We start from the raw sequence: 14,707 nt of genomic DNA, 5'->3' as shown, positions 1-14,707 counted from the left end.
GGATGGGGATGTCTGAAAAAAACAGCTGGTTGCGACAAGAGTCACAGTCGTGGGTGACAGACGGATTGATCAGCGCCGAGCAGCGGGATCAGATCGTGGAACGATACCCGGCGGAGACCGAGAGCGGTACCGGATCGCTGGTGCCAAAGCTGTTGATGGGATTTGCGGCGGGGCTGGTCGGGATCGGGCTGCTGCTGTTCGTGGCGTCGAACTGGGCGCAGATGAGCAACGTGGTCAAAGTCGTGCTGCTGAATGTGGTGATGTTGGCTGCCTATGCAGGAAGTTGGCAGGCGTATCGGCGCGGCCGGGAGAGCAGCGGGGCGGCATTTGCGTTGCTGGGGTCGCTGACGTTCGGGGCGGCGATCTTTTTGATCGGGCAGATGTATCATCTGGTGGCGTTCAACGCGAACGCGCTGCTGACGTGGGCGGCGGTGACGCTGTTCGTCGCTTATCTGACTCGATCCAGACTGGTGTTTGTCGCAGCGCTCAGTGAACTGCTGGCATACGATCTGGTCAACACGTGGGAGTATCACAACAGCGGTTGGATCTTCCTCGTCGTGATGTTGCTCGCCGTGCCGTTCCTGCGCGGGCTCCAAGGTCGTCGTCAGTGGGTGTTGACGGCGTACATGGTGATCTTGACGGTCGGCGTGATCGACCTGCTCGCTCGGTATGAAGCGGCGATCATCGGCGTGCCCGCGTATGCGCTGTTGCTGTATTTCATCGGGCTGCTCGTGCGGCGCAGATCGGAAGCGGAGGGGATCTGGCTGCAACTGGTCGGTGTGCGGGTCTCGACTTTGTTTGTACTGGCCGACCTCGTCTCGCAGGGCGAGCTGACCGACACGATCTCGACACGCGTCGTGCCGGGCGATCTGGTGGCGACCGGTGTGTTTGCCGGGCTGTACGTGCTGACGTGGGGGTTGCAATTGAAGTGGAAGCGGCCGCACGGGGAGTTGCTTGACGGGCTGTACTTTGTACCGGTCGTGCTGACGGCGTGGTACGGCGGCGGGGGCTTGCCGCTGCTGGAAGGCTTGCTGCTGGCGGTGGCGGCGCTGTTCTGGATCCTGCAGGGCGGCGCGATGAACGGGGAGCGCTACCGGTTGAACAACGGTTCGGTGCTGTTTGGCCTCGCGGTGTTTGGCCTGTATGTGGCGGTGGCGAGCGAACTGCTGCAAGGCGCGGCCGGGTTCCTCGTCGGCGGGATCGTGCTGTTTGCGGTCGCATTTCTGCTGGAGCGCAACCGTCGGCGGGCGATGAAAGGGGGCGACGGATCGTGAGCAAAACACGCAGTCTCCTCTTGGGTCTGGCGGTGGTGCTGCAAGTGGCGGTGCTGGTTTGGATCGCGCTGACCAACCAGCGCATTTTGGACAACGGCGAGCCGATTCTGCTCCAGACAGCGCCGGTTGACCCGTCCGATCCATTTCGCGGCGAGTATGTTTCGCTGAATTACGAGATCTCGACGATTGACCTGAGTGCGGTGAACGTGGACGAAGGAGCGGCGGGGATCGAGCGGGGCGACACCGTGTATGTCGATCTGTTCCCGGACGGGAAGTACCACAAGGCGAACTCCGTCTGGACGGAGATCCCGTTCATGCTCGGCGGCCCGAGGATACAAGGCCGCGTGGAATGGCGGTCGGAGAATACGATCGGCGTCACGTACGGCATCGAGCAATATTTCACCCCGCAAGGTCGCGCCATCGAGATCGAACGCAGCCCGCAGGACAGCGTCGATGTGCAGATCCGGCTGTGGAACGGCTCGGCACGGGTGGAAAAGGTGCTGGTGAACGGCAAGGAGTTTGTCCGATAGTTGACAGGTGAGGGCTGGCAGTGGATGCTGTCAGCCTTTTTGTGCTACGATGGGGGAAACATTTACGGACAGTAAAAGGGAGGCCACTATGAACAAACCATCCTTTTTCCAAAACGTCGTCGGCATGTTCAAAGACAAACACACCCCGTTGCGCGACAAACTGCTCATCGCCGGCGGCACCGTTTATATCTTGTCGCCGGTCGATCTCGTGCCGGATCTGATCATGCTGCTCGGGTATACGGATGACCTGGCAGTGTTGATTGGGACGTATCGCGTGTTTCGGCGTTCGTACAACAACTATGTACGGCGGTCGGATGTGGTGGCGGAGCAGGAGTGGAAGTGGAAGTAAGTTGCAAAAGTACCTTGCGATCTATATAATGAAACCCAATATATCGCAATCGACGAAGAGGACAGTACCCTTTTTCAATGACATTCTGAAACAGCGAGCCGGGGGCGGTGGGAGCCTGGTGGATGGGGAAGAGGGGAAGCGCACCTTGGAGATGCCGCCTGAAGCATGTTTGTGTGTAGGGTGGGCCGGGACTGCCCGTTACAGCAGAGTGGAAAGCCGGCGTTGTCCGATCTGGTATGTCAGATCAAACGGACAGCGCAACAAGAGTGGTACCGCGGGAGTGACAGCTCTCGTCTCTTATCTGGAGACGGGGGCTTTTTATATTGTTCAAACTTTCTGAAAAGGTGAGGGGACCAATCATGGATTATAGAAAACAACTCGCAAGCCTCGTCGCGCCTGTGCTCGAACTGACGGAGGCGGATGTGCTGCGCCTGCTGGAGACGCCGAAAGATCCGAAGATGGGCGATATCGCCTTCCCGACGTTCCAACTGGCGAAGACGCTGCGCAAAGCACCGCCGGTGATCGCGGCGGAACTGGCGGAGAAGATCGGACCGGTCTTGAAAGAGGCAGGCTACCCGGTGGCAGAGATCCAAGTCGTCGGCGCGTATATCAACCTGTACCTCGATCAACAGTCGGTCGCCCGCGATGTGATCGCTGCCGTGCTCGCACAGCAGGAAGCATACGGCAACCAAAACATCGGTGAAGGAGGCAAGGTCACCATCGACCTGTCCTCGCCGAACATCGCCAAGCCGTTCTCGATGGGCCATCTGCGCTCGACGGTTATCGGCAATGCGATTGCCAACATCTTCGAAAAGCTCGGCTATCAGCCGATCCGCATCAACCACCTCGGCGACTGGGGCACCCAGTTCGGCAAGTTGATCGTCGCCTACAAAAAATGGGGCAGCGAAGAAGCGGTGCGGGAAAATCCGATCCCGGAACTGCTGCGCCTGTATGTGAAATTCCATGACGAAGCAAAGGAAGATGCGTCGCTGGAAGACCAAGGCCGCGCGTGGTTCAAGAAGCTCGAAGACGGCGATGAGGAAGCGCAGCAACTGTGGCAGTGGTTCCGCGATGAGTCGCTGAAGGAGTTCAACAAGACGTATGAACTGATGAACATTCGCTTTGACTCTTTGCACGGCGAGGCGTTCTACAATGACAAGATGGATCGCCCGATCCGTGAGCTGCAAGAAAAAGGGCTGCTCGTCGAGGACGAAGGCGCGCAGGTCGTCGACCTCTCCGAACTCGACATGCCGCCGTGCCTGATCCGCAAGTCGGACGGCGCGACGCTGTACGCGACCCGCGATCTGGCAGCAGCGTTGTATCGTCAGGACAACTACAACTTTGTCAAAGCCCTGTATGTGGTCGGCGGCGAGCAACGCCTGCATTTCCGCCAAGTGTTTGCCGTGCTGGAAAAGATGGGCTATCAGTGGGCCAAAGAGATGCACCACATCCCGTTTGGCATGATGCTCAAAGACGGCAAAAAGATGTCCACCCGCAAAGGCAAGGTCATCCTGCTCGACGAGGTGCTCAAGCAAGCGATCGAAGACGTGCAGAAGGTCATCGCGGAGAAAAACCCGGGCCTTGCCAACGCAGAGGAAGTGGCAAAGCAGGTCGGCGTCGGGGCGGTCATCTTCCACGACTTGAAAAACTACCGTCTGAACGATATCAACTTCTCGCTGGAAGACATGCTGAACTTTGACGGCGAGACCGGCCCGTATGTGCAATACACCCATGCTCGCGCCAACTCGCTGCTGCGTCGCGGCGGCTATGAAGGCGTAAACGGCGAGATCGTGATCCCGGAAGCTGCGCTGGAAGGCCCGGAAGCGTGGGCGGTCGTGACGCTGTTGCAAAACTTCCCGAACGTGATCAAGCGCGCGGGCGAAGATTTCGATCCGTCGGTTGTCGGCAAATATGTGATCGACCTGGCGCAGTCGTTCAATAAGTTTTACGCGCATGTCCGCGTGCTGGCGGAGGAGGAAGCGGTCAAGACGGCGCGTCTGCATCTGGTCGCAGCGACCGCAGTCGTGCTGCGTGAAGCGTTGCGCCTGCTGGGCCTTGGCGCGCCGAAGGAGATGTAGTTCATGCTCACCCGCTTCGGCTTCACCGATTACGAGAACAAGGTCTACGAGACCCTGCACCGTATAGGGGTGCCGATGACCGGCTACGCGCTGGCCAAAGAGTCGAGCGTGCCGCGCGGCAAGATCTACGAGGTGCTGCACCGCCTCGTCGACAAGGGTATCGTGCTCGAATCGATGACCGGCAACAAAAGCGAGTACCAAGCGGTCGACGTCGAGATCGTGATCAACGCGTTGACCCGCACCTTTTTTGACAATGTGAAGGACTTGCGCGACGCCTACCGGGAGGAGCGAGCAGAGGCGGACGACCGCGTCTGGATGCTCAAGGACGACCAGTCGATGCTGCTGACGATGGAGGAGTGGATCAAGAAAGCCACCTCCTCCATCCGCCTCTCGCTGTGGTCGGACGAGTATGCGGCCGTCCTGCCGCTGTTGGAACAAAAAGAGCGGGAGGGCGTGCGGGTGGAAGCGCTGACGCTCGGCGAGTTGGAAACCACTCTGTCGGGACTCTACACGTTTCCGGTGCCGTCCAAGGAGCAGCACTCGCTGGAACGCTGGCGGATGTTGATCGTCGACGAGTCGAAGATGATGCTCGCGCTGTTTCACGGCGGTGAGATGAAAGGCATGATGACGTCGGCGGTGCCGTTTGTGCAGTTTTTTATTGACTTTTTCTATCACGATGTCGCGCTGACGGAGATTACCAACCAGTATTATGACGACGTGCTGGTCCACAACGAGAAGATCAGATCGCTGTTGATTCGACTGCGCTACTAAATAAGTACACCGATTCGAAAACCGAAAAATTGTCTGTAATATTTAGAAAGTGACAGGAAAATATGATTTGATTGACGAATCTCTTTCTTGTTGTTACGACATGTTGGAGGAGATTGGATTGGACCTTTTACTGCCTGGGTTACACTGGGGGTTTGCGGGTGTTTGGTTGGGGGTTGCCCTCTTTACATGGAAGAGGTTCGGTCGCCTGCGCACTGCCGGGTTGCAGGTCTGGGTCCTGCCGCTGGTCTTGATTCTCTCGGCTCTCGTGGTCACGTCGTTTTATGCGGCACTCTACTATACGGCGAAGGCAGGGTACATGTCCGGATCTTGGATCGATCTGTCCCTGTCGGAACGGCAGGTGGAGACTTGGCAAAATATCATCTGCGTGATCGGGGTGTTGGCGTTGTTGCTGGTCACGGAGCGCACCGAACGGCTGCAACAAGCGGCGGTCGTCTCCGGACTGCATGCCCGCTACCGCTATGTGATCGAGGCAGATCCGCGAGCGATCTTGCTCTTTGACGGTACGCACTGGAAACTGGCGGAGATCAACCGTCAGGCTCGGGAACTGTTGGCGGCAGAAGAGATCGATCTGATCGGACAGATGGCTCCTGAGGTGCTGGGCAGGCTGTACCCGGACTCGCCGGAGACGGCCAGCGATCTGATTCGACGCATGCAAGTGCGGGATGCGATTGAGATAAAGCAAGGAGAGCGCATACTCGGTGAGTTTGAGTGGACGGAATTACGGGATGAGCGGGGGCGCATGCTCGGCTATATGTGCAGTTTTCGCGACATCACCGAGGAAAAGAAGTTTCAGCGGGAGATCATCCAGTCGGAAAAGCTGGCGGTCGTCGGTCAGTTGGCGGCGGCCACGGCTCACGAAATCCGCAATCCGCTGACGTCGATCAAAGGGTTTTTGCAGCTGATCAATCAGCGGCTGCAAGGCAACGACCGTGAGGATGAGATCACGCAGTACACCACGATCATGGTCGAGGAGGTCGACCGGATGGAGAAGATCATCCGCGATTTCCTCCTGATGACCAAGCCAAGCGATGTGATGCGTGAGGAAGCGTGTCTGAACGGGGTGATCGAGCGGGTGCTGGTGCTGATCGAAAATCAAGCGATCCTGCGCAACATCGAGGTGAGCACCGATCTGACGCCGCTTTCCAGCGTGCACATGCACAAAGAAGCGATCCAGCAGGTGGTGCTCAATCTGATGCAAAATGCGCTGGAAGCGATGAACATCGGCGGCACGCTGTCGATCCGGACGGGGGAGGAGCCGGAGTATGTGTGGGTGTGCGTGCACGACACCGGCTGCGGAATGACCGAGGAGGAAGTGGCCAACCTCGGCAGCCCGTTTTACTCGACCAAGACGGAAGGGACAGGCCTTGGCCTCACCGTTTCGATGAAGATCATCCGCGAGCATCGCGGTCGGTTTGACGTGGTCAGCGAAAAAGGCGTCGGCACGACGATCACCGTCCGACTGCCCAAGCAGTAGAGCAGGATAAAAATCGCCTCTGTCAGGAGACAGGGGCGATTTTTTGTGCAGCGTGATTAAGATTTGACAAACTGATGGACGAAGTGCTCGGCCGAGAGCGGATGGCCGGTCGCTTTTTTGATCATGCCGTTCCAGGAGTAGCGGGCACCGGGGCGGAAGACTTTTTCCGACAGCCACTGGCCGATGCGCGTGTCGCCGATCAGGTCGGTGACACCGAGGTCGCTCTGCATCGAGGCGAGCAACTGCGAAGCGGTCAGTTCGCCGAGGATGTAGTTCTGGTAGTAGACCGGCGATGCGCCGAGGTGGATCTTGGCCGCCCAGTCCGGGAGATGGCGGCCTTCCGGACGCGGCACCATCTGGAAGCGCTCGACATAGTCCCACCAGAGCGTGTTCAGGTCTTGATCCGGGTTGGCATACATGTCGCGCTCGAAGTGGGTCATGACCAGTCCCCAGCGGACGAAGATCAGCATCGAGCGGGTCAGCTGTTTGACGATGTGCGGCTGCAGGCGTTTGACTTCATCGGCCGGTACGTCAGCCACTTTCATCAGCCAATCGGCGTCGCGGGTGAGGCGGCCGAACAGCATGGCGATCGCTTCGGTGGTCAGGATGTGCGCCGGTTGGCGAAGTTGCCACGGCAGGTCGGCGTCGTGGTACACATCGTAGACGGCGTGGCCGAGTTCGTGCAGCATCGTCGACATCCAGTATTCGTTGTCGCGCACGTTGCAGAGCATCCGCACGTCGCCTTCGTGGTCGATGTCGATGCAGTAGGCGTGCTGGTTTTTGCCTTCGCGCTCATAGAGGTCGGAGCGGTCTAGGATCGCCTGCACGTCGAGGCCGATGCCGTCAAAATAGCGCTTGGAGATCGCGACGACGTCTTTGCCTTCAAAATAGGTGTTGAGGTTCAGTGCGGCGCTGGCCGGCGTCTCCTGGAAGAACGGGTCGACATAGTGCCACGGGCGCATCTCGTCCGGCTGGATGCCAAGGCGTTCGGCCAGTTCGGCGTCCAGTTCCTTTTTCATCGCGGCAAACGGAGCGCGGGTCGCTTCTTCCAGCTCTCCGAGCAGGCGGAACAGGTCGGTCTGGTCCAGTTCCTGCAAGGTCAGGCCCATCGTGTAGTAGTTGTCAAAGCCGAGCTTTTTCGCCGTCTCGTTGCGGAACTTGACCAGCGACAGCACTTTGTCTGCCACCTGTGCGCCGACCTGCTTGCTCGCTTCCCACGTTTCGCGGCGTTTGGCCGGGTCGGTTTCCGTCTCGAGGATGTGGTAGATCTCGTTGTCCGACACTTTTTCGCCGCCGACGGTGGCGCGAAACGCGGTGAAGATGCCTTCGATCTCCGCCTCGCGCTTGACGATCTCTTCGATATCGGCCGGATCGATCTGCTGCGCGGCAAACTCGTTGAGCAGCATTTCCAGTTGACGGCCGAGCAGCGGGTCGGTCACGCCGCCTTGTTGGTTCAGCTCTTTCAGTTCGGCATATGCGGCCGGGTCGGCGAAGACCTTGAGCAACTGGCCTTTGAGGTCGGAGTAGCGTTGCTCGGCTTCCGGATTTCCAGAGGTGGTCGCATCCCAATAGGCGATGGAGTAACCGCGGTACAAGTCACGGACCTGCGGAATCACGCGATCCAGAAAATTTTGCATCTGTTGGTTCAAAGTATATCCCTCCACGAATGGCAGAATCTGAAGTACATGTGAACGGTTTCTTCTCACATCTCTTTATTGTAACATATGGAAATGAAAGGCGGTGGGCAGATGTTTGACCCAACGATCTATGACAATTTGAAAGTGGTGTTTGAAGGGGGGCTGTATGATCTGGACGAAGAGGGGCGGGCGGTGGTCTCCGGCCGGGAGGACCTCGTGGATCTCGCCTCGATGTCGCGGACATTCCGCATGCAAGTGCGCAAACGGGAAGGATGTTGCTCCGCCTGTCTCGAGCTGTCGAGCGGCCTGCTCGACTTTGCTGGCGAGCTGCGGCACATCCGCTTGGCCGACGAACTGCCGGGCTGCCGGTTGAGATTGAGCTTTGACCTGCCGTATGAATATGGCAACCACAGCCCATCGATCCAAGGGCACCTGGAGTCGGTTTGGGGCGAAGTGGCGGAGATCGTGCATGAACAAACGCGCATCCTGCTCCCCGACGGGGGAACCGGGAAGTACCGGGTTCTGCTGGAGTTTCGCGACAAGATCGACGAACACAATATTGAAGACGTCGAGCCGTTGCTGGAACATTTTGTGGCGACTTTGGACGTTTTAGAAAAATATTCAGACCCGCTCTAGCAGCGGGTTGTTTTTTTGGATAGATGTTGAAATGATGGGGGGCGATAATTAATAAAACATTTTCAAAATACAGCTAGACTTTCACAGGGATTGTCTTATAATAGGGGTAGAGTCTAAAACCCGAACATTGGAGGCTATCCACATATGAAATTCGCTCGTTCCTTTGTATTTTCCTTGACGTTATCCACTCTTGTGGCAGGAACGTTCGCGTTTGACGGCGTGAAGGCTGTCAATACCGCGCAAGCAGTTGGCAAGACGATCCTGTTTGACAACTCCAAGTGCAACACCTGCGGCAACGCGGACTGGGTGATCAACGGCGCGTACTCCGACTGGGCTCGCGACCTGCGCAACGCCGGTTACAATGTCATCGAAAACAAGAGCACGATCACCTCGACACTGCTGTCTTCTGTCGATGTGCTGGTCCTGCCGGAGCCGAACACCAACTTCTCCTCGACGGAGAAATCGGCGATCAACGATTTTGTCATCAACAAGGGCAAAGGCTTGTACGTGATTGCTGACCATGCAAACTCCGACCGCAACAGCGATGGTTGGGACTCGGTCGAGATCTTCAACGGCTACACCCTCGGCAACTACTCCTCGACCAGCGAGTGGGTGGGCAAATACTTTGGCTTCCGCGTGAACGAAAACGACAAGTTCCAAGATCCGGTGACCGATATCCGCTCTCATGCGATCACGTCGGGCGTAACCGCAGTCGGCGTATACAACGGCGCCACCTTCAAGATCACCAACTCGACATACGCGAAAGGCGTCGCGTATGTGTCCGGCGACACGACCAACCCGTACATCGTCGCGTCCCAACTTCCGTCCGGCGGCCGTGTCTCCGCGATCGGCGACTCTTCGCCGTACAACGACGGCACCGGTTACACGTCGGTGGCTTCCTATTACAGCTACACCCAGCACAGCCATGCAAAGCTCGCGATCAACACCATCAAGTGGCTGGCGAAGGATCTGTAAGCGGGATCGCAAGGGATTCGCAAGAGATATAGATGTAACTTTGCAAATAACTCCGGTGATCTGCCGGGGTTTTTTGTTTGGAAAAATCGACAGGAACCGGGGCATTCGTCGCGAATTGGAAAAGCTAGATGAAGAGAAGACAAGGAGTGTGTTGGAAATGAGCAGATGGAAAGATCATGTCGCGATCATCACAGGGGCGTCGAGCGGGATCGGCCGGGCAACGGCTGTGGCGTTGGCGCGTGAAGGGTTTCGCGTCGTCATCGGCGCGCGAGACGTGGCCAAGCTGACCGAACTGGCGCAAGAGATCGAGCGGGAGGCGGGCACGGCACCGCTGTTGCTGCCGCTCGACGTGCGGGACGGTGCACAGGTCAAGGCGTTCGTAACGGCGACGATGGAGACGTATGGACGCATCGACGTGCTGGTGAACAACGCGGGGCTCGCCAAAGGCGTGACGCCGGTGATCGAAGAGACGGACCCGGACAACTGGGACCAGATGATCGACACCAACGTCAAAGGGTTGCTGTTGATGACCCGCGAGGCAGTACCGAACATGATCGAGGGCGGCAACGGGCACGTGATCAACATCGGCTCTGTCGCCGGCTGGGAGTCGTACGCGGGCGGTGCTGTGTATTGCGCGACCAAATTTGCTGTGCGGGCGATCACGACGGCGCTGCGTCAGGAGTTGCTCGGCAAGCCGGTGCGCGTCACGTCGATCGATCCGGGGATGGTCGAGACGAACTTCAGCGTCGTGCGTCTTGAAGATCAATCGAAAGCGGACGAGGTCTATGCGGGCATGACACCTCTGACAGCAGATGACATTGCGGACTGCGTGGTCTTTGCAGCGACTCGTCCGGCGCATGTCAATCTCGACACGATCATCGTCAAGCCGCTCGATCAAGCGGGTGCGGGCAAAGTGGCACGCCACTAGAACTTTTCTTTGATTTCCTAAACATCATAGTTGTGGTAAATTTGTAGTAGAATAGCGTTTAGGAAAAGAAATGGGGTTGTTTATACATGCGCCATGTTACGCTCGATCAGGTTCAGCCGGGCAACGTGCTGGCCAGAACCATCTACTCCAGCGACGGCCGGCCCCTGCTAAATACCGGTGTGCAACTGACCGTCGGGATGCTCAGCACGCTGCGCCGTCTCGGCGTCACCTATATCTATATTCAGGACGCGCGGTTTCAGGATGTGGTCGTCGAAGAAGTCGTCTCCGAACAGACTCGGCGGGAGGCGTTAAACAATTTCTCCACGGCGGTCCAGCATATCCAAAACTCCGGGGACTTCAACACCAAGCAGATCCAGCAGACGACCGGTTCGGTGATCGATGAGATCTTGACCAACCGCAAAGTGTTGGTCAACCTGTCCGACATTCGCACGCGGGACAACGAACTGTTCATGCACGCAGTCAACGTCTGCATCCTCTCCATCGTGATCGGTGTCAACCTCAAGCTCAACCGAGCACAACTGAGTGATTTGGCCCTTGGGGCGTTGCTGCACGATATCGGCAAGATCGAACTGCCGGACCGGCTGCGCAAAGAAGAGGATAAGGAAGTACCGCAAGGACTCGCCAATGATGAAAAGCACACGTGGCGCGGCTACAAGCGACTGCGCAAGAAAAACGAGGTCAGCATCGTCGCAGCACACGTGGCGCTCCAGCATCATGAGTTTCTGGACGGGTCCGGCTATCCGCGCGGGATCAGCGGCGATGAAATCCATCTGTTCGCAAAGATCGTCGCGGTGGCCAATGAGTTTGACAACCTGATCAACGGCAGCGGTGATCGCAAGACGATGTTGCCGCATGAGGCGACCGAGTATCTGATGAGTCAGGCCGGGAAAAAGTTTGACCATGAAGTGGTGATCCAGTTCCTGCGCTCTGTCGCTGTCTATCCGACCGGCGTCTCGGTCAAGCTCGACAACGGCAAGGTCGGCATCGTGGTCGCACAGCACAAAGGGCTGCCTGCCCGTCCGGTGATTCGCGTGTTCACTCGCGAGGACAGCGAGTGGGAATCGCACGATGTGAAAGAGGTCGATCTCGCAACGGCGACGACGACGTTTATCTCGAAAGTGGTTCGCGACTAGATCGAAAACAACTTTAGAGACACTCGGCAGCAGCAGAGCCGGGTGTCTTTTTTATGGTATGCTAGTAACAGAAACTGGAGAGGAGTTTGAGTTCATGCAAGACGCGACACGCGAGATGACGCGAGAGACTGCGATTTCCCTGTACGAGGCGGCGGAACACCGCCACTCGTTGCGTTCCTATACGGGCGAGCCGTTGCCCGAAGACTTGCGGCAAAAATTGACCGATTTTATTGAAAAGGGCTGGGAGCCGTATCCCGGAGTCAGAGCGCGTACGGTGTTGCTGGAAGGAACGGACAAGACCAAGAAGATCTTTAAAGGTGTGATCGGCAGCTACGGAGCGGTTCAGAACGCACCGGCATTGGTGGCATTTGTGGTAAACATCGAGGACCCTTATTTTTATGAAGCGGCCGGGTACATGGGCGAGCAGGTCGTCCTGTACGCGACACGGCTCGGATTTGATACCTGCTGGATCGGCGGCTTTTTCCGGCCGGATGCGGCGGCGAAGATGATCGGGCTGGCGGACAACGAGCGGGTCGTGGCTGTCAGTCCAGTCGGCTATGCGAAAAAGACCGGGATGAGCGGGCTGTATGAAGGATTGTTTAAATTTGGCACCAACCGCGGCCAGCGAAAAGCGGTGGAGGAGATCTCGTATCTGGAAGACACGGTGCCACCGCGCTGGTTTGACCGGGGGATGGAATGCGTGCAGATCGCCCCGTCTTCGTACAATGCCCAGCCTTGGCATGTCTTTTATCACAAAGACGGCCGTATCTCGATGTCCGCGACCCAGGAGTACAAGGAAAAAAAGCTGGTCTATCCGGGCGCGCCCAATTCCAGTCGGCTTTGTTGCGGGATCGCAATGCTTCATTTTAAAGTGGCAACGCGGGCGCTCGGCATCGAAGGTCGCTGGCTGCCGGAGGAAGAGATGATCAATCCGATCGCGACGTTCTTTGTGCCAGGACATATCGCGGAAGATCTCGACGTTTTGTAAGGACGAGGAGGAGACAACTGATGAGCCATCTGCTGTTTGACGTGCAAGACGGGATCGCGACGATCACACTGAATCGACCGGACGCGCGCAACGCGTTCAGCATTCCGATGATCGAGGCATGGGTGCAAGCGTTGGAAGCCTGCCGCGACCGGGAAGACATCCGCGTGGTGGTGGTCACCGGAGCGGGGCAGTCGTTCTGTGCGGGCGGTGACGTGCGGGCGATGCGCGAAGGGCGCGGATTTTTGGAGCAGGGGGAGGAGGAGGTCGATACGCATTCGACCGGGCTCGCCCGCAAAAACTCGCTGTGGAAACTGATTCAGCGCGTGCCGCTGACGTTGGAGCAGGTCGACAAGCCGGTGATCGCCGCCGTCAACGGAGACGCCATCGGAGCCGGCTGCGACATGGCGCTGATGTGCGATCTGCGGATCGCGTCCGATAAGGCGCGATTTGCGGAGGCGTATGTGAAACTGGGGATCGTGCCGGGCGACGGCGGGGCGTATTTTCTGCCGCGACTGGTCGGGATGGCAAAGGCGTTGGAACTGCTGCTGACCGGTGACTTGATCGATGCGGCGGAAGCGGAGCGGATCGGACTGGTCAACCGCACGGTGCCGCAGGAGCGGTTGATGGAGGAGACGTACGCGCTCGCTCGCAAGATCGCCGCACAACCGCCCGTCGCCGTGCAATTGATCAAGCGGGCAGCCTACCAGAGCGCGCGCACCGATCTGCGCACGGCACTCGACCTCGTGTCCTCGCATATGGCCGTGGTGACCGAGACGGAAGACCACCTCGAAGCGATGAACGCGCTGTTTGAAAAGCGGCAAGGGGTCTACAAAGGGAGATGACGCAGGCCTTTTGCGTAAAACTTCCCAGATCGAGATGTCTGTAAAGTCTCTCCTTTCCCATGTGCTATAATAGTGGACAGCGAGTATAGAGACGAGGAGACAGACGAAGATGAACAACCAATCAAAATTTCTGATCGTCGACGGCAGCTCGATGCTGGTGCGCGCGTACTTTGCCAGTGCGTTTCGCGGGCGGATCATGCAGTCGTCGCGAGGTGTATACACGAACGGCGTTTTTGGATTTTTGAACATGATGTTGCGCGCGGTGGAGCAGATGCAGCCGTCTCATCTGTTTGTGGCATGGGATGTGTCACGCGATACGTTCCGCCGCGAACTGTACCCGGCCTACAAAGGAACGCGCGGTGAACTGCCGGATGAACTGCATCCGCAGTTTGAGACGATGAAGGATGTGCTGAACGCGCTGGGCGTGCCGCAACACTTTGACGAGCGCTATGAGGCGGATGACATCATCGGGACGCTCGCGCATCAGGCGGCGGACGGCGGGCATGACGTGCTCGTGCTGACCGGCGACCGCGACGCGCTGCAACTGGTGCGTGACGGGATCACCGTCGCGATCATGAAGAAGGGCATCTCCGAGATGGACTACTACACGCCTGCGTTCCTGCAGGAGACGTGGGGGCTGACAGCAGAGCAGATCATCGACCTGAAAGGGCTGATGGGCGATACCAGTGACAACATCCCCGGCGTACCGGGCATCGGCGAGAAGACGGCGAAGAAACTGCTCGATGAGTACGGCACGCTGGAGAACCTGATCGCCAACACGCACCTGCTCAAAGGCAAGATGAAAGAAAAGATCGAAACGCACCGCGAGATCGCGCTGCTCAGCAAGCAGTTGGCGACGATCGTCACCGATGTGCCGCTGGTTCATGAGTTGGAGCAGTGCCGTCTGTCGTTCCGGATGGAGACGGCGAGAGAAAAGTTGGCAGAACTGGATCTGAATCGGTTTGTGAACACGCTGGAGCGGTTGGTGCAGGTCGGGTAATCGCATGTGGGAAAGAAAAGATCGGCAGGTCCCCCTGAGCTAGGTGCAGG

Annotated in this window: 14 protein-coding genes and 1 other annotated feature; of the genes, 13 read left to right on the top strand and 1 reads right to left on the bottom strand. The window is 58.0% G+C overall.

The window, feature by feature from the left end; translation table 11 throughout:
- Nucleotides 1–8: 8 nt before the first annotated feature.
- The 6 genes from OS242_RS14840 (at nt 9) to OS242_RS14815 (ending at nt 6,497) form a co-directional block, all read left to right on the top strand.
- Nucleotides 9–1,274 (top strand): DUF2157 domain-containing protein, encoded by a 1,266-nt coding sequence (locus OS242_RS14840; RefSeq protein WP_267152470.1) that lies wholly within the window; start codon nt 9–11, stop codon nt 1,272–1,274.
- The gene (locus OS242_RS14835) at nt 1,271–1,804 is read left to right on the top strand and encodes a GDYXXLXY domain-containing protein (protein ID WP_267152469.1); all 534 of its coding nucleotides are present in this window, start codon (nt 1,271–1,273) and stop codon (nt 1,802–1,804) included. The genes OS242_RS14840 and OS242_RS14835 overlap by 4 nt, the downstream gene beginning before the upstream one ends.
- 88 nt (nt 1,805–1,892) lie before the next feature.
- Nucleotides 1,893–2,153 (top strand): YkvA family protein, encoded by a 261-nt coding sequence (locus tag OS242_RS14830; RefSeq protein WP_267152468.1) that lies wholly within the window; start codon nt 1,893–1,895, stop codon nt 2,151–2,153.
- A 43-nt stretch (nt 2,154–2,196) separates the two neighbouring features.
- Nucleotides 2,197–2,454 (top strand) — a binding site (T-box leader).
- 58 nt (nt 2,455–2,512) lie between these two features.
- Entirely contained in the window at nt 2,513–4,231 is a 1,719-nt protein-coding gene (gene argS / locus OS242_RS14825; RefSeq protein ID WP_267152467.1) for an arginine--tRNA ligase, read from the top strand.
- Nucleotides 4,232–4,234: 3 nt separating this feature from the next.
- Nucleotides 4,235–5,002 carry a TrmB family transcriptional regulator gene (locus OS242_RS14820; RefSeq protein ID WP_267152466.1) on the top strand — a complete coding sequence of 256 codons (768 nt, stop codon included), beginning with the start codon at nt 4,235–4,237 and terminating at the stop codon, nt 5,000–5,002.
- A 166-nt stretch (nt 5,003–5,168) separates the two neighbouring features.
- Nucleotides 5,169–6,497 carry an ATP-binding protein gene (locus OS242_RS14815; protein ID WP_267152465.1) on the top strand — a complete coding sequence of 443 codons (1,329 nt, stop codon included), beginning with the start codon at nt 5,169–5,171 and terminating at the stop codon, nt 6,495–6,497.
- A 56-nt stretch (nt 6,498–6,553) separates the two neighbouring features.
- Here the strand turns inward: OS242_RS14815 and OS242_RS14810 are convergent, their stop codons facing one another.
- Nucleotides 6,554–8,146 (bottom strand): M2 family metallopeptidase, encoded by a 1,593-nt coding sequence (locus OS242_RS14810; RefSeq protein ID WP_267152464.1) that lies wholly within the window; start codon nt 8,144–8,146, stop codon nt 6,554–6,556.
- Nucleotides 8,147–8,245: 99 nt separating this feature from the next.
- Between OS242_RS14810 and OS242_RS14805 the strand changes: the two genes are divergently transcribed.
- From OS242_RS14805 to OS242_RS14775, 7 genes are all read left to right on the top strand, one after another.
- Nucleotides 8,246–8,770 (top strand): hypothetical protein, encoded by a 525-nt coding sequence (locus OS242_RS14805; RefSeq protein WP_267152463.1) that lies wholly within the window; start codon nt 8,246–8,248, stop codon nt 8,768–8,770.
- Between the two features lie 144 nt (nt 8,771–8,914).
- Nucleotides 8,915–9,745: a hypothetical protein gene (locus OS242_RS14800; protein WP_267152462.1), complete on the top strand. Its 831-nt coding sequence runs from the start codon at nt 8,915–8,917 to the stop codon at nt 9,743–9,745.
- Nucleotides 9,746–9,902: 157 nt separating this feature from the next.
- Nucleotides 9,903–10,673, top strand: coding sequence for an SDR family NAD(P)-dependent oxidoreductase (locus OS242_RS14795; RefSeq protein ID WP_267152461.1), 771 nt, complete (start codon nt 9,903–9,905; stop codon nt 10,671–10,673).
- Between the two features lie 86 nt (nt 10,674–10,759).
- Nucleotides 10,760–11,827, top strand: coding sequence for an HD-GYP domain-containing protein (locus OS242_RS14790; protein WP_267152460.1), 1,068 nt, complete (start codon nt 10,760–10,762; stop codon nt 11,825–11,827).
- Nucleotides 11,828–11,921: 94 nt separating this feature from the next.
- Nucleotides 11,922–12,815, top strand: coding sequence for a nitroreductase family protein (locus OS242_RS14785; protein ID WP_267152459.1), 894 nt, complete (start codon nt 11,922–11,924; stop codon nt 12,813–12,815).
- A 20-nt stretch (nt 12,816–12,835) separates the two neighbouring features.
- Nucleotides 12,836–13,657 carry an enoyl-CoA hydratase-related protein gene (locus OS242_RS14780; protein ID WP_267152458.1) on the top strand — a complete coding sequence of 274 codons (822 nt, stop codon included), beginning with the start codon at nt 12,836–12,838 and terminating at the stop codon, nt 13,655–13,657.
- Between the two features lie 109 nt (nt 13,658–13,766).
- Nucleotides 13,767–14,657 carry a 5'-3' exonuclease gene (locus OS242_RS14775; RefSeq protein WP_267152457.1) on the top strand — a complete coding sequence of 297 codons (891 nt, stop codon included), beginning with the start codon at nt 13,767–13,769 and terminating at the stop codon, nt 14,655–14,657.
- Nucleotides 14,658–14,707 lie beyond the last annotated feature (50 nt).

It is taken from the genome of Tumebacillus lacus (genome assembly GCF_026410385.1).
In the GTDB taxonomy this organism is placed as follows: Bacteria; Bacillota; Bacilli; order Tumebacillales; family Tumebacillaceae; genus Tumebacillus; species Tumebacillus lacus.
The sequence above is the reverse complement of the archived record's forward strand: the minus strand, read 5'-3'. Positions and strand labels throughout refer to the sequence as shown.

What these genes read in the sequence shown, in the direction of transcription:
- OS242_RS14840 (WP_267152470.1), top strand. Translation starts at nt 9, where the DNA reads ATGTCTGAAAAAAACAGCTGGTTGCGACAAGAGTCACAGTCGTGGGTG.
- OS242_RS14830 (WP_267152468.1), top strand. Translation starts at nt 1,893, where the DNA reads ATGAACAAACCATCCTTTTTCCAAAACGTCGTCGGCATGTTCAAAGAC.
- argS (WP_267152467.1), top strand. Translation starts at nt 2,513, where the DNA reads ATGGATTATAGAAAACAACTCGCAAGCCTCGTCGCGCCTGTGCTCGAA.
- OS242_RS14820 (WP_267152466.1), top strand. Translation starts at nt 4,235, where the DNA reads ATGCTCACCCGCTTCGGCTTCACCGATTACGAGAACAAGGTCTACGAG.
- OS242_RS14805 (WP_267152463.1), top strand. Translation starts at nt 8,246, where the DNA reads ATGTTTGACCCAACGATCTATGACAATTTGAAAGTGGTGTTTGAAGGG.
- OS242_RS14800 (WP_267152462.1), top strand. Translation starts at nt 8,915, where the DNA reads ATGAAATTCGCTCGTTCCTTTGTATTTTCCTTGACGTTATCCACTCTT.
- OS242_RS14795 (WP_267152461.1), top strand. Translation starts at nt 9,903, where the DNA reads ATGAGCAGATGGAAAGATCATGTCGCGATCATCACAGGGGCGTCGAGC.
- OS242_RS14790 (WP_267152460.1), top strand. Translation starts at nt 10,760, where the DNA reads ATGCGCCATGTTACGCTCGATCAGGTTCAGCCGGGCAACGTGCTGGCC.
- OS242_RS14785 (WP_267152459.1), top strand. Translation starts at nt 11,922, where the DNA reads ATGCAAGACGCGACACGCGAGATGACGCGAGAGACTGCGATTTCCCTG.
- OS242_RS14780 (WP_267152458.1), top strand. Translation starts at nt 12,836, where the DNA reads ATGAGCCATCTGCTGTTTGACGTGCAAGACGGGATCGCGACGATCACA.
- OS242_RS14775 (WP_267152457.1), top strand. Translation starts at nt 13,767, where the DNA reads ATGAACAACCAATCAAAATTTCTGATCGTCGACGGCAGCTCGATGCTG.